The organism is Candidatus Frankia alpina (genome assembly GCF_902806485.1).
Classification (GTDB): Bacteria; Actinomycetota; Actinomycetes; order Frankiales; family Frankiaceae; genus Frankia; species Frankia alpina.
Window position 1 is genome coordinate 1 of sequence record NZ_CADCWT010000152.1, and the last position, 12,479, is coordinate 12,479.

Annotated in this window: 13 protein-coding genes; 8 read left to right on the plus strand and 5 right to left on the minus strand. The window is 71.3% G+C overall.

Going from position 1 to position 12,479, the window contains the following annotated elements:
• The first annotated feature begins 470 nt into the window (after positions 1 to 470).
• The 4 genes from G6R25_RS15835 (at position 471) to G6R25_RS15850 (ending at position 4,944) form a co-directional block, all read left to right on the plus strand.
• Positions 471 to 1,874, plus strand: coding sequence for an efflux RND transporter periplasmic adaptor subunit (locus tag G6R25_RS15835; protein WP_163553577.1), 1,404 nt, complete (start codon positions 471 to 473; stop codon positions 1,872 to 1,874).
• On the plus strand, positions 1,871 to 2,656 hold the full coding sequence (locus G6R25_RS15840) for an ABC transporter ATP-binding protein (protein ID WP_235948659.1): 786 nt from the start codon (positions 1,871 to 1,873) through the stop codon (positions 2,654 to 2,656). The genes G6R25_RS15835 and G6R25_RS15840 overlap by 4 nt, the downstream gene beginning before the upstream one ends.
• Positions 2,653 to 3,882: an ABC transporter permease gene (locus G6R25_RS15845; protein WP_163553579.1), complete on the plus strand. Its 1,230-nt coding sequence runs from the start codon at positions 2,653 to 2,655 to the stop codon at positions 3,880 to 3,882. Before G6R25_RS15840 ends, G6R25_RS15845 begins: the two co-directional genes overlap by 4 nt.
• 72 nt (positions 3,883 to 3,954) lie before the next feature.
• The gene (locus G6R25_RS15850) at positions 3,955 to 4,944 is read left to right on the plus strand and encodes a DUF5666 domain-containing protein (RefSeq protein ID WP_163553581.1); all 990 of its coding nucleotides are present in this window, start codon (positions 3,955 to 3,957) and stop codon (positions 4,942 to 4,944) included.
• Positions 4,945 to 5,076: 132 nt separating this feature from the next.
• Here the strand turns inward: G6R25_RS15850 and G6R25_RS31670 are convergent, their stop codons facing one another.
• Positions 5,077 to 5,373: a hypothetical protein gene (locus tag G6R25_RS31670; protein WP_235948662.1), complete on the minus strand. Its 297-nt coding sequence runs from the start codon at positions 5,371 to 5,373 to the stop codon at positions 5,077 to 5,079.
• A gap of 6 nt (positions 5,374 to 5,379) precedes the next feature.
• Positions 5,380 to 6,159 (minus strand): hypothetical protein, encoded by a 780-nt coding sequence (locus G6R25_RS27450; protein ID WP_235948665.1) that lies wholly within the window; start codon positions 6,157 to 6,159, stop codon positions 5,380 to 5,382.
• A gap of 243 nt (positions 6,160 to 6,402) precedes the next feature.
• On the opposite strand from G6R25_RS27450, the gene G6R25_RS15860 reads away from it, so the two are divergent.
• The gene (locus G6R25_RS15860) at positions 6,403 to 7,233 is read left to right on the plus strand and encodes an efflux RND transporter periplasmic adaptor subunit (RefSeq protein WP_268904158.1); all 831 of its coding nucleotides are present in this window, start codon (positions 6,403 to 6,405) and stop codon (positions 7,231 to 7,233) included.
• A 139-nt stretch (positions 7,234 to 7,372) separates the two neighbouring features.
• Here G6R25_RS15860 and G6R25_RS15865 read toward each other — a convergent pair whose 3' ends face one another.
• Complete coding sequence (locus G6R25_RS15865; protein WP_136447674.1) at positions 7,373 to 7,894, minus strand: hypothetical protein; 522 nt, start codon at positions 7,892 to 7,894, stop codon at positions 7,373 to 7,375.
• Between the two features lie 310 nt (positions 7,895 to 8,204).
• Between G6R25_RS15865 and G6R25_RS15870 the strand changes: the two genes are divergently transcribed.
• Complete coding sequence (locus G6R25_RS15870; protein ID WP_235948669.1) at positions 8,205 to 8,738, plus strand: hypothetical protein; 534 nt, start codon at positions 8,205 to 8,207, stop codon at positions 8,736 to 8,738.
• 119 nt (positions 8,739 to 8,857) lie between these two features.
• Here the strand turns inward: G6R25_RS15870 and G6R25_RS15875 are convergent, their stop codons facing one another.
• Positions 8,858 to 9,694 (minus strand): SDR family NAD(P)-dependent oxidoreductase, encoded by an 837-nt coding sequence (locus G6R25_RS15875; RefSeq protein ID WP_336501644.1) that lies wholly within the window; start codon positions 9,692 to 9,694, stop codon positions 8,858 to 8,860.
• 67 nt (positions 9,695 to 9,761) lie between these two features.
• On the minus strand, positions 9,762 to 9,938 hold the full coding sequence (locus tag G6R25_RS15880; RefSeq protein WP_161982963.1) for a hypothetical protein: 177 nt from the start codon (positions 9,936 to 9,938) through the stop codon (positions 9,762 to 9,764).
• Positions 9,939 to 10,063: 125 nt separating this feature from the next.
• Here G6R25_RS15880 and G6R25_RS27455 point away from each other — a divergent pair, with 125 nt between their 5' ends.
• Positions 10,064 to 11,317 (plus strand): SWIM zinc finger family protein, encoded by a 1,254-nt coding sequence (locus tag G6R25_RS27455; RefSeq protein WP_235948672.1) that lies wholly within the window; start codon positions 10,064 to 10,066, stop codon positions 11,315 to 11,317.
• A 343-nt stretch (positions 11,318 to 11,660) separates the two neighbouring features.
• Positions 11,661 to 12,428 (plus strand): SNF2-related protein, encoded by a 768-nt coding sequence (locus tag G6R25_RS27460; protein WP_235948675.1) that lies wholly within the window; start codon positions 11,661 to 11,663, stop codon positions 12,426 to 12,428.
• The last annotated feature ends 51 nt before the right edge of the window (positions 12,429 to 12,479 follow it).

Sequence of the window (12,479 nt, forward strand, 5' to 3'; positions counted from 1 at the left end):
TTTTCTCTCACCTACGAAAAGGCTTGGAAGAGACCAAGATCGATGGAAACTCGGGCTAGCCGCTGGCCGCCCGGCGGCCTGGCGGCGCGGGCTTCGGTCCATCGGACGCCGCCGGCGGACGCCGCGATCGTGGGCTGATCGGACACGGCCGACACGGCCGGGAGACGGGGCTCGGGAAGCGGACCGGAGACGCCGATAGTCAGGAATCTGCGCAGCCGACGCCAAAACTCACAGGTTATTCACAGCTCCGCCGTTCAGTGCAGCCACGACCCAAAAACCAATGATTCGCTAAGAGTTTCCACAGGATCCCACCAGCGAACCTTTAGGATCTTCCGTCAGAGTACGGACCGGCCCCAGCGAGACTCGCGGCCGCAACCCGCTGGCAACCCAACAAGACAACGAAAATTGGACCTCTGCATGCCTTCCGGCGACTTCCCCCGGATCGCGGGTCATCCTGGAGGAGACGCTCCTTGTCGGCAGACGAAACGGCGGCGCAGCAGATCGCCGAGCAGCCGGAACTGCTGCTTCGCAAAACCCGTCGGGCTTCCCGCCGGCCGCCATCCGCCGGACACCACACACGGGTTCCCAGGGGCCGCACGCGGGTCGTCCTGATTGCCGTCGTGGTCGTCGCCGCCGTCGGTGGCGGGCTGCTCGGTTGGGCCCTGAGCGGTGATTCGGACACGTCGGTCTCGGCCAGGCTCGTCGCGGCGGGCGTCGGGCAGATCCGCCAGACCGTGAGCGCGACCGGCACCGTCGAACCGACCCAGCAGGCCAACCTCTCCTTCGCCGTGTACGGCGAGGTCACCGCGGTCAAGGTCGCCGTCGGCGACAAGGTCCAGGCCGGGCAGACCCTGGCCACCATCGACTCGGCGGCTCTCGCCACCGCCGCCGCCCAGGCGAAGGCGACGGTGGCGAACGCCCAGGCGAAGGTCACCTCCGACCAGACGGCGGGGGTGACGGGCACGCAGTTGACGGCCGACGAAACCACGCTTACCTCGGCGCAGGACGCGGCGGCCACCGCGCAGCGTGAGCTCGCTGCAAGCGCAATGACGTCGCCGATCGCCGGGACCGTCGCCGCGGTCAACCTCACCGTCGGCCAGCGGCTCGCCGGCGGGTCCGCCAGCACGACCGGCGGCTCCGGCTCCGGCGGCCTGGGTGGGAACGGCGGTGGGACCGGCTCGGGCGCGTCGTCCTCGGCGTCCTCGGCGTCCGGCGCCCAGCTCGTCATGGTCGGCACGGACTCCTACCTCGTCAACGCGACGGTCGATGACACGGCGGTCGGCCAGCTCAAGACTGGCGACCAGGCCGTCATCACCCCGACCGGCACGGCCGGTTCGACGACCGTCGCCGCGCGCACGGGCGCCTCGAGCGGCGCCGGCACGGGTCTGTCGGGCGCAGGCGGCTCGGCGACGATCTACGGCACCGTGGCCACGATCGGCCTCATCGCGACCAGCACCTCCGGCGTTGCCAGCTACCCGGTGACGATCAACATCACCGGCGCCCCGAGCGGGTTGCATCCCGGTGCCGGCGCCGACATCTCGATCATCGTCCGGCAGCTTTCCGACGTCCTCACCGTCCCCAGCCAGGCGTTGCACACCTCGGGGTCGCGGACCGTCGTCTACCAGATGCACGGTGGCCATCAGGTTTCCACGACCGTCACCACCGGCGTCACCTCGGGGGCGCAGACCCAGATCACCTCCGGTCTCGTGGCCGGTGACCAGGTCGTCGTGGCGGTCGCCGGCGGCTCGACCACCCGAGCCCGGACGGGCGGCGCCGGCGGCGGGTTCGGCGCAGGGGGCGGCGGAGGTGGCAGCGGGTTCCGCGGCGGTGGGTTCGGCGGGGGCACCGGCTTCGGCGGACGGCCTGCGGGATGACACCGACCGACTCCACATCCACCGAACCCACGCCGAACGACTCCACGCCGAACGAGGCCGGGGCTGGGGCGAGTGCCACGGTCATCGAGCTGACGGACGTCCGCAAGACCTATCGGTCGGGGCTGTTCAAGGTGGCAGCCCTGCGCGGGGTCGGTCTGTCCATCGAGGAAGGTGAATATGTGGCGATCACGGGCCCATCCGGGTCCGGGAAGTCGACACTGATGCACATTCTCGGCTGCCTCGACGTCCCGACGTCTGGCCTGTACCGGCTGGCCGGCGAGGATGTCGGCGGCATGTCGGAGGACCAGCTCGCCGAGGTGCGCAACCGGCGGATCGGGTTCGTGTTCCAGCAGTTCAACCTGCTCCCCTCGATGACGGCCTGGCGCAACGTGGAGCTTCCCCTCTGCTACGCCGGGGGTCCGCGGGCACAACGCCGGCAGCGGGCCATCGACGCCCTGGCCGACGTGGGGCTCGCCGACCGGGTCGAGCACCGCCCGGCGGAACTGTCCGACGGCCAGCAGCAGCGGGTAGCGGTGGCCCGGGCGCTGGTCACCAACCCGTCGTTGATCCTCACCGACGGGCCGACGGGCAACCTCGACTCGGCGTCCACCGCGGATGTTCTGGGCCTGTTCCGCCGCCTGCACGACGTCGGCCGCACGATCGTCCTGATCACCCACGAGGCCGAGGTCGCCGCCGCGGCAGACCGCGTCCTGCAGGTTCGTGACGGCGTGGTCACGGCGGATTCGGGTCCGGCCGCGGCGCTGCGAACGGTGCGCACGTGAGCTGGGCGGAGATCATTCGGACCGGGCTCGAAGCAGTCCGCTCGCACCGCCTGCGGTCCGGGCTCACGATGCTCGGCATCCTCATCGGCGTCGCCGCGGTCATCCTCACCGTCTGGCTCGGCGAGGGGGCTCAGGACAAGGTGCGGGGCCAGATCAACGCGCTCGGCAGCAACCTGCTGATCGTCGCGCCGGGCAGCACGACGACGAACGGGGTACGCGGCGGCTTCGGCAGCGCGTCGACCCTGACCCGCGCCGACGCCGACGCCCTGACCTCGCACGTCGTCGCCCCCGACATCCGGGCGGTCGCCCCGACGACGTCCCGGTCCGCGGCGCTGACCGCGGGCAGCTCCTCGTGGACGGCCTCCGTCGTCGGCACCATGCCCGGCTGGCTGTCGGTACGCGCCCGCGCGATCGGCACCGGAAGGTTCATCAGCGGCGAGGACGTCGCCGACCACGCGGCCGTCACGGTGCTGGCCGCGACCACCGCCGAGGAACTTTTCGGCGCGCGCGACCCGGTCGGGCAGTCCGTCACCGTCTCGGGGGTGCCGATGACGGTCATCGGCACGCTGACCGCCGCCGGCTCGTCCGCCAGCACCAACGAGGACGGCCAGGCCATCGTGCCGATCACCACCGCCGCCGACCGGATCACCGGCGGCGCGAGCCGGGACTCCGTCCAGAACATCTACCTGGAGGCGACCTCCGGCCACACCCTGTCCGCCGCCTACCGGGAGGCCGACTACGAGCTGCTGGCCCGGCACCGGATCACGACGCCGACCGCGGCCGACTTCTCCATCACCAGCCAGCAGTCGATCCTGTCCACCGCGACGTCGGTCGACCGGACCCTGACGGTGCTGCTCGCCGGCGTCGCCGGGATCTCCCTGCTGGTCGGGGGCATCGGCGTCATGAACATCATGCTCGTCTCGGTGACCGAACGGATCCGCGAGATCGGCCTGCGCAAGGCGCTCGGCGCATCACCGCGGGTGATCCGGCGGCAGTTCCTCGTCGAGGCGTCCGTGCTGGGTCTCGCCGGTGGCCTGCTCGGCACCGCCCTCGGCCTCGCCGGGGCCGCCATCCTGCCGAGCCTGATCTCCGATCCGATCTCGATCTCCCCGACCGCCACCGTCGGTTCCATCGTCATCGCAGTCGCGATCGGGGTGGTGTTCGGCGTGTATCCCGCGACCCGGGCGGCCCGGCTCGCGCCGATCGAGGCCCTGCGCAGTGATTGACGCCGGCCGCTTCCGAGTGCCTCGTCCCAGCCCGGGTGTGAAAACCCGGCCCGTCGATCAGGAGACGATCAGTTGACCACTGCCAATCCGGTCGACCCGGTTCGACCAGGCGAGCCTCGCCGACGCCGCCGCGCCCTGGCCGCGGGGCCGATCCTCGGCGTCGCGCTCGCGATGAGCGCCGCCGTCAGCGCGTGCGGCGGCGGCGGCTCGGGAGGTTCCACCGCCACAGCCGCGGCCGCGAGTGCGCCGAGCCAGGCCGCCGGCTCCGGCCAGGGGCGGGGGCAGGCAGCTCGGCCGGGCACCACCGGCACCATCGCCGCGGTCACCGCGACGAACGTCGAGGTCCAGAATCCCGCCAGCGGTCAGGTCACCGTCACCTGGACGCCGAACACCACGTTCGTCAAGACCACCTCCGCCTCCGCCATCGCGGTCGGCGACTGCGTGACCGTGATCGGCGGCAGCCCGGGCACCACGTTCACCGCTCAGTCCGTGACCGTCAGCCAGCCGGTGTCCGGCAGTTGCACGGCGGGCTTCGGCCGCGGCTTCGGTGGGGCCGGCGGGTTCCCGGGCGGTGCCCGGCCGTCCGACCGCCCGACCGCCCGTTCGACTGCCCGTTCGACTGCCCGTTCGACTGCCCGTTCGACCGCCCGACCGAACGCGCAGGGCCTACCGAACGGCGGTCGGTTCGCAGCGGTCACCGGGGCGGTGACGAAGGTGGCGGGCACGACCATCACCGTCCAGGGCCCGCAGCGACCCGGCGTCGGCGCGTCGGCCTCTGCGGCGCCCGGCGCAACCGTCACCTCGACGGTGACCCTCGGCTCTTCGACCATCGTCGAGAAAACGAGCAGCGCCACCTCGGCAGCCCTGACCGTCGGTGAATGCCTGACCGCCGTCGGGAAGGCCGATGACACCGGCGCGGTGGCCGCCACCTCCATCAGCGTCCGCCCGGCCGCCAAGGAGGGATGCGCCGGCGGGTTCGGCGGCCGGGGCTTCGGCGGCCAGGGTTCGGGCCGCCGGGGCTCGGGTGGCCAGGGCTCGGGTGGCGGCACGGCAAATGGGTGACCGATTCAGCCGGGCGCTGGCCCGGACCGGTCGGCGGGGCGCCCGCGCCTGGATCGTGATCGGCGTCGTCGCGGTGGTCGTCATCGCTGCCGGCTCGGCGACACTCGCGGCGACCGGGTCATCCGGTCCGGACTACCGCACCGCCACGGCGGTGCGGGCCACCGTCGCGCAGACACTCGACTCGACCGGCGTCGTCTCGCCCACGAGCCAGGCGAGCGTGACCTTTCCCGTCCCGGGGACGGTTGCGAGTGTGGCCGTCACCCCGGGTGAGCATGTCGACGCCGGGCAGACTCTGGCGGCTCTCGACCCCGCCGCGCTGTCGGCCGCCGTCGACTCGGCCGCGGCCACGCTGGCCACCGCCCAGGCGAAACTGAGCTCCAACGAGGCCAGCGAAAGCGGCGTCGGATCCGGCACGGCATCAGGCTCCACGGTCTCCTACTCGGACGGCCCGGCGGCAATCGAACCGATCTCACTCGCGACCAGCGGCGCCCGGCCCGCCAGCCGGACATCGACCCGCTCGACGCCATCCACCTCGACCGCGTCCAGCTCGACGGCATCGGGCTCGACCGCGTCCGGGAACGGCGGGGGCGTCGCCGCCGCGCGCGCCGCCGTCACCAAGGCACAGAAGGCCCTGATCACCGCGCAGCACACCGCCGACACCGACCTCGCCGTCGCCACGACAGACCTCGGCCAGGAGCGGACGACCTGCGCGGCATACATCAGCGGCGCGTCGACGGCCGACACGGCCACGCCTTCCGCGGCGGACGGATCGCCCGCAACGGCCCTCGGCTCGGCCGGATCCCCTCCGGCGGACGCGGCCCACACCGCCCCACCGGCCCACACCGCGCCGCCGGCCTCCAGCGCACCGCCGGCCCAAGCCGCCCCGCCGACGCCGAGCTCCCCCGCGCCGGCATTCTCCACGCCGGCACCATCGGCAACGGCCGCCTCGGCGCCGGCATCTTCCGTGCCGAGCGCGGGCCAGGCTCCCAGCGCGGGCACGTCCGCCACGGTGGGTGCTGCGCCGGCCTCGTCCACGTCGGGACTGCGGGTGATCGAGGCCGCCCGGCGGTCAGACACGCGGCCCGGGACGTCGAGCGTGGCCGCCTGCTCAGCGCTGCTGACCACCGTGCTCACCGACCAGCAGCTCGTGTCGACCGACCAGGGGGTGGTGACCCAGGACGAGGCGACCCTCGGTAACGCGATCGAGGCCCTCATCGCCCTCTCGCCGACCTCTGGCGACTCCGGGACGGCCCCGCCCGCAGGCGGACCGACCGCGGCGGGCACGACCCCCGGCCGGCAGGCCGCGGGAACGGCAACCGCGGGTGGCACAAACGGCATGGGTGGCACGGGTGTGGCACGGGTGGCTCTCGGTCGGGTCGGTCCGGTGGCGCTGGCGGCGCGTCCGGCTCGGCGCGGTCCGGCGGGGCCGCGTCCTCGACGCGCGGCGGCGCCCAGAGCGTGCCGGCCTCCCCCGCGCAGATCGCCGCCGACCAGGCCATGGTGGACGCGACACAGGCCGCCCTGACCCAGGCCAAGGACGAACTGGTCCAGGCCACTCTGGTCAGCCCGCTGGCCGGCACGGTCGGGGCGGTCGGCCTGACCGTCGGCGAGTCGGTGCAGGCCGCCTCGGCGCCGTCGGCGGGCTCCGGCATCACGGTGATCGGCACCGGGACCTCCTATGAGGTCGAGACGTCCGTGACCGGCACCGACCTGGCGAGGGTGCGGGTCGGTCAGGCCGCGTCGACGGTCGTCGACGGCTCGACCACGGCCCTGGCCGGCAAGGTCGTCGGCATCGGGCTGCTGCCGACGTCGTCGCTGTCGAGCGGTTCGAGCGGCAGCGGTTCGGGGTCGTCGAGCTCGGTGAACTATCCGGTGACGATCTCCCTCAGCCGGGCGAACCAGCAGATCTTCTCCGGTTCGGACGCCGATGTCTCCATCGTGATCGCCCAGGCAGCCGACGCTGTCGCCGTGCCGAGCTCGGCGCTGCGTTCGCTGGGCCAGCTACACACCGTGGCGGTGGTGCGCGGCGGCAAGGCGACGACCACGGTTGTCGGCGTCGGAGCGGCCGGAAGCACCCTGACGCAGATCACGTCGGGTCTGAAGGTCGGCGACCGGGTGGTGCTCGCCGACCTGTCGTCCCCGCTACCCAGCTCCGGCAGCACCACGAACAGTCGCGGCGGCGGCCTCGGGGGTGCGTTCGGGGGCGGCGGCCTCGGAGGCGGCGGCCTCGGCGCAGGCGGCCTGGGCGGCGGCCGGACGGGCGGTCTCGGCGGCGGCCGGGCGGGCTGATCACCCGCCATGCCGGTGCCGATGCCTGGACGGCGACGGCCGGGCCGGTCGCGAGGGTGACTTCGCGGCCGACCCGGCCGTGGGTGCCGGTCGCCGTCCAGCTCCGGACGGCGGGCCCGGCGGATGATCCGGGGAGGGATCAGGCCGCGCCGGGAACGGTGGCTTTCTTCTCCTTGAAGCCGAAGCCTGCACTGGACGCGTCCTGCTGGAAGGCGGTGAAGGCGTTCTCGTCGGCGTCGATGTCCGCCTGCGTCGCGGTGCCGCTCTTCAGCTTGCCGGTCAGGCTGTTGAACTTGTCGCTGATCGACTGCACCGAGTTGCACAGCGTCGGATTGGCCAGCGCGAACCGCTTGGCCACCTTGAGCTCGTGGACCGTGAACACCCCGGCCACCGCGGCCTTGGCGAAGCTCCGCGTCCGCTTCGGCGCGCCCTTGGCGAAGGCGCCGTTCTTCGTCGGCTTGTAGACGTAGCGGTGGAAGGCGCCGAGGGCGAGGCCAGAATGCAGCGCGAACCGCGTCTTCGCGAAGGCCTTGGTGTTCCCCGAGGTCGGGCAGGCACCGGAGTACTCGGAGTCGGTGTCGGAGCCCGCCGAGCTCGACGTGCGAACGCCGCCCGACGACGAGCCGCCGCACGCGCCGAGCAGGGTGACCGAGAGCAGCACTACAATTACAGCAGCCGCGTACCGCGTGGTCCGGGCGGTCGGCCTAGCGATTGTCAAAAACATCCACCACCAACTTCGTGCGGGCTTTCGCCTCGGTCAACGATCTACAGCGCCGCGGGGACGCGGAGCCACAGTAGCAATCGCCGTGCCTCACGGTACTGTCACGCGCTCCGATACCGCCCCTCAACGTGGGCAGCTCTCGCCGCCCGCTGCTGCCGTTGCGGGATGGGTCGGCTGTGCGAAGTCGGAATGCGATACTGACCCGGGGATCGACAGAAAACGGGGGCCGTCGATGAATGGGCAAGATTTTGTGGCAGTCGCCGTCGCGCTCCTGGTTCCCCTCGCGACCGCCTTCGCCGGCGTGCTCACCTTGATCGTCCAGGACTGGCGTCAGCGCAAGTCACGGGCGGACCGCCGCCGGCTGGCCCTCGAAGACGCTACCCGTCAGGTGGCCTTCGTAACCGAATGGTGGACCACACGGCAGCTCCTGCCGTCCACACCCGAATCCTTACAGGAAGCGGCTGCGGTCGCGCAGGGCTGGCTTAACGAGGCATCCGCACGGGTAGACGCCGCAGACGAACTTCCGGCCGTCCAGCGCGGCAGGCTCCTGCTGCTTTACCGTTTCCAGAAAAGGCTCGCGAAGGCCATCCGGGTCGGTTTCTTCGCCGTATTGGGCGTCATGACCTGGGCGAGTTACAGTCTGGTCGGTACCGTTCCCGAGGGCGGCGGCGACCTCGGCGCGCAGGTGGTGTTTCTGGTCGCGCTCGGGGTGGTCGCGCTTTTGCTGCGATCCTGGGCCGTCTCCGCCGATTCCACCTCCCCAGACCCCGTCCCACCAGCCTGACCGGTCGTCACGTGGCGACCGGGTGGCGATCAGAATCGTGGCGCTTTCCTCGACGGGACGGCATGCACACAGGCCGAATGGATCGCATGGGAGGTTCCGGACGCCACCGGCTCAGGGCGCTAGGGCAGCGTCGTCAGGCCGCCCTCGACCATGAACGTCATTCCGGTGAGATAGCTCCCGTCGGGCCCGGCGAGGAAGACCGCCACCCGCGCGCAGTCTCTGGGAACGCCCCAGCGTCGCAGCGGGATCTGCGCCTCGGCTGCCTCTCGCGCACCAGGGTGATCGGCGAAGACGCCCTCGGCGGCGTCGGTGAGGATGACCGGGTTGAGGACGTTCACCGTGATCCCGTGCTGCCCCCAGCCGTTGGACGCCGTCCGGCTCAGCGCGCGGATCGCCTCCTTGTTGGAATTGTATGAGGCCGACTCGGCATTGCACATGATGCCGCGGCGGGACCCGAAGTTCAGGATCCGACCACCGCCCGCGGCCTTCATGTACGGGAAGACCACCTGCATGGCCCTGAGCGTCGCCTTGACGCCCGTCTCGAAGTTCCAGTCCCACTCGGCCTCGTCGACGTCCTCCAGGTTCGTCGGCTCGCTGGAGGCACGCGGCTGGTCTCGGGTGCCGAAGCTCTGGGCGTTGTTGACGAGGATGTCCACGCCGCCGTACTCGGCCACGGTGCGGTCGACCAGCTCTCGGATGTTCTGCGCCACGCCGACATCGCAGGTGAGACCCAGCGCGTCACCGCCTCGGGAGTGGATGCCGTTGACCACCTCGCTGACGGTGCTGGCGGTCCGGGATACGACGACGACGCGAGCTCCCTCCAGCGCGAACTCCTCCGCGATCGCCCGGCCGATACCCCGGCCAGCGCCGGTGACGATGGCGACCTTGCCGTCTACCTCCTCGATCCGTCGTCGCCGGTCGGCCCCGTCGCCGGCCGGCGACGCGGGCCCGCCCAGGCGAGGGCACCGTCTCGGTGCGCGCCCACGGCCCAGGTCTACTCGAGTCCCTGAGCGACGTGCCCCTTCACTGCTCGGGCACCGCGCAGGTGGAGCGGGAACGTGCCCGCGGGTGCGGGTGGATCCCTGAATCCAGGTGCGGCGTCTCGGCCACTCGGATCAGCAGATCTACGAGCGCCTGCCGGTCGTCCGGGACCAGGTCGCGGGCGATCTCCGCCTCCCTCTCGTCGATCAGCCCGACCATGTTGTTGCGGTGCGTGCCACACGGTGGCGGTCCACTGCCGGGTGTGGACCAGCGTGGTCTCTGACAGCGCGGGGCGATAGCCTTGGCGGGTCCCTGCTAGGCGGGTCCCTGCTAGCGTTTTGCCCATGCTGCCCGCGGAGCTGCAGAGAGTCGACCGGAGTCAGCTGCGCGCTGCCGTGGGTGACACCACCTTTCAGCGAGGGGCGCAGTACGCCCGGCAGGGCGCCGTGGCCGAGATGTCGTGGAGGCCGGCCAAAAACGCGCTTTACGGCACGGTGGCGGGAAGCCACGGCGAGCGTTATGTGACTACCGTGTATTTCACCGGCCTGGGCGCCGCGGAGCCGTGGTGGTTCGATGACGCCCAGTGCACCTGCCCGGTGGGCGCTGACTGCAAGCACGCCGTCGCGCTTGTGCTGGCGGCGGCAACACGGGCCGCCGGTGACGGCCCGGCTCGCCGGAGTGCCGTCGCACCGAAAGGCTGGACCTCGTCCCTGTCGGCGCTACTCGGCGACCAGTCGGTCGAGGACGAGCCGCGGAGTGCGACGCCGCTCGCCATCGAGCTGACGCTGTCCGCCGAGATCTCAGCGGGCCGGTCGAAACGCGGGCCCGGCGGGCCGTCGTTGAGCGTGCGCGCCCGGCTGGTGAAACCCGGGAAGACCACCTGGGTCAACGCGCTCTCCTGGTCGAAGCTGAGTTCGCCCTACGGGCACTACCAGCGCGACGACTACCTCGCGACGCACGTGCAGATTCTGCGGGAAATGTACGCCGTCTACCTTTCCGGACAGGAGGACACAGCGTACGGCGCCTATTCCCACGGCGACGACAAGTACCTCGATCTCGGCGCCTTCGCGAGCCCTCGGTTGTGGCCGCTGCTCGACGAGGCCGCCGCAGCCGGTGTGCGGTTGGTGCATGGGCGCAAACGGCTTGGCGACATTGAGCGGTACGGTTCGGCGGAGCTGTGCCTTGATGTGACTCGTCATGAAACGTCAACGGCGCTCAACGTGAGTCCCATGCTGCGCATGGCCGACCCGAACGAGGCCGTGGCGCCGTTCGCGTTCATCGGCGATCACGGTGTCGTCGGTATCGACCGGGCGGAGATTCAGGCCACGGATCGTCACGAGGACTGGCACATCCGGCTGGCCCGGTTAAGCGCTCCCGCGCCACCGGAACTGATCCAGATGGCCGTGGCGAACAAGAGCCTGCGGATTCCGGCCGCCGAGCGGCCGCGCTTCGTCAGCGAGTTCTACCCGGGGCTGCGGCGGGTTGCCCGGATCGTCTCCAGCGACGAGTCCTTCGAGCCACCGGTGATCGAGCCGCCGACGCTGGTCGCGCGGGCGGACTTCGGGCCGGCCCACACCGTCGAGATCACCTGGGAGTGAGACTACGCGGTCGGGGGCACGCGGCTGCGTGCAGCATTGCACGATCACGGCAGCGGCGACAGCAATGGCCACGATAGCGACGCCGGGTATCGCGACAGACGCAGCGAAGCCGATATTCTGGCCGATCTGGATGTGCCGGCCGGCATCCAGGCGGCGCCCGTCCGGCTCAGCGGTGTCGAGACGATGCGGTTCGCGACGGAGCTGCTCCCGCTCCTCACGGCCCACGACGGGATCGCCGTCGAGATCGGTGGACGTCCCGCGGACTACCGCGAGGTCGGAGACCAGCTACGGATCGAGGTCTCGACCGACGAGGTGCCGAGCGAGCGGGACTGGTTCGATCTCGGTGTCGCCGTCACCCTGGGACGGGCACGAGATCCCGTTCGCGCCGCTCCTGGTGGCCCTGAGCAGGCAGGAATCGCACCTGCTGCTCGACGACGGCACCTATTTCAGCCTGGACCGCCCGGATCTGCGGACGCTGCGCGGGCTGATCGAGGAGGCGAAGGCGCTGCAGGACGCCCCCGGCGGGGCCCTGCGCATCAGCCGCTTCCAGGCCGGGCTGTGGGAGGAGCTCACCAGCATCGGCGTGATCGTCCGCCAGGCGGAGGCCTGGCGCCGGCAGGTGGCCGGCCTGCTGGCCATCGACTCCGCTGGCGCGAAGGAGCCGCCGCGGACCCTCCAGGCCAGCCTGCGGCCGTATCAGGCGGACGGGTTCCGGTGGCTGAGCTTCCTGTGGGAGTGCCAGCTCGGCGGGATCCTCGCGGACGACATGGGCCTGGGCAAGACATTGCAGTCGCTCGCGCTCATCTGCCACGCCCGGGAGGCCAACCCGGCGCTGCCGCCGTTTCTCATCGTCGCACCAACCAGCGTCGTGTCGAACTGGGCCGCGGAGGCCGCCCGGTTCGCGCCGTCGCTGCGGGTCGCCGTCGTCACCGACACCCTGCGGCGCCGCGGCCAAACCCTCGCCGAGATCATCGACGCCGCCGACGTGGTCGTGACGTCCTACACGCTGTTCCGGCTCGACACCGAGGCGTATTGCGCGGCCTCCTGGGCCGGTCTGGTTCTCGATGAGGCGCAGACCGTCAAGAACCACCAGTCGAAGGCGTACTATTGAGCCATTCCCGGCGTCGATTTGTGAGGTTGGGTAATTGTTGCGGGGTGTGAG